Genomic DNA, 409 nt, shown 5'->3' with positions numbered 1-409 from the left:
TGCGCAAGCTTACGCAGACGGCAACCGACTATTTGCTGAAACTTGATGACTGGGTGCAGCGAAACCAGTCGCTGACGCAAACGCTCGGCGTTATTGGCACGGTCGCTATCGGCGTCGCCGGGCTGGTCGGCGCGGTGGGCTACGTTGCCGTACCGGTTATCAGCGGCATCAACCTGCTCATTGCTGGTGCAGGTCTGCTTGGCTCCGCTTTCACCACCGTGGCGGGCGGGATCGGTGTGGCGATCGGCTCCCTGACCTGGCCGGTTATTGCCGTGGTCGCCGCCGTTGCCGCCGGCGCGCTGCTGATCCGCAAATACTGGGAGCCGATTAGCGCATTCTTTGGCGGCGTGGTTCAGGGCCTGGCGGCGGCATTCGGGCCGGTTGGCGAGATGTTCGCGCCCCTTGAGCC

1 pseudogene is annotated in these 409 nt (G+C 64.5%); it reads left to right on the top strand.

Features of this window, described 5'->3' with window-relative positions:
• Positions 1–409, top strand: a pseudogene (locus GS12_RS24715) (phage tail tape measure protein); the annotation flags it as partial.

The organism is Erwinia oleae (genome assembly GCF_000770305.1).
GTDB classification, from domain to species: Bacteria; Pseudomonadota; Gammaproteobacteria; order Enterobacterales; family Enterobacteriaceae; genus Erwinia; species Erwinia oleae.
The sequence above is the reverse complement of the archived record's forward strand: the minus strand, read 5'-3'. Positions and strand labels throughout refer to the sequence as shown.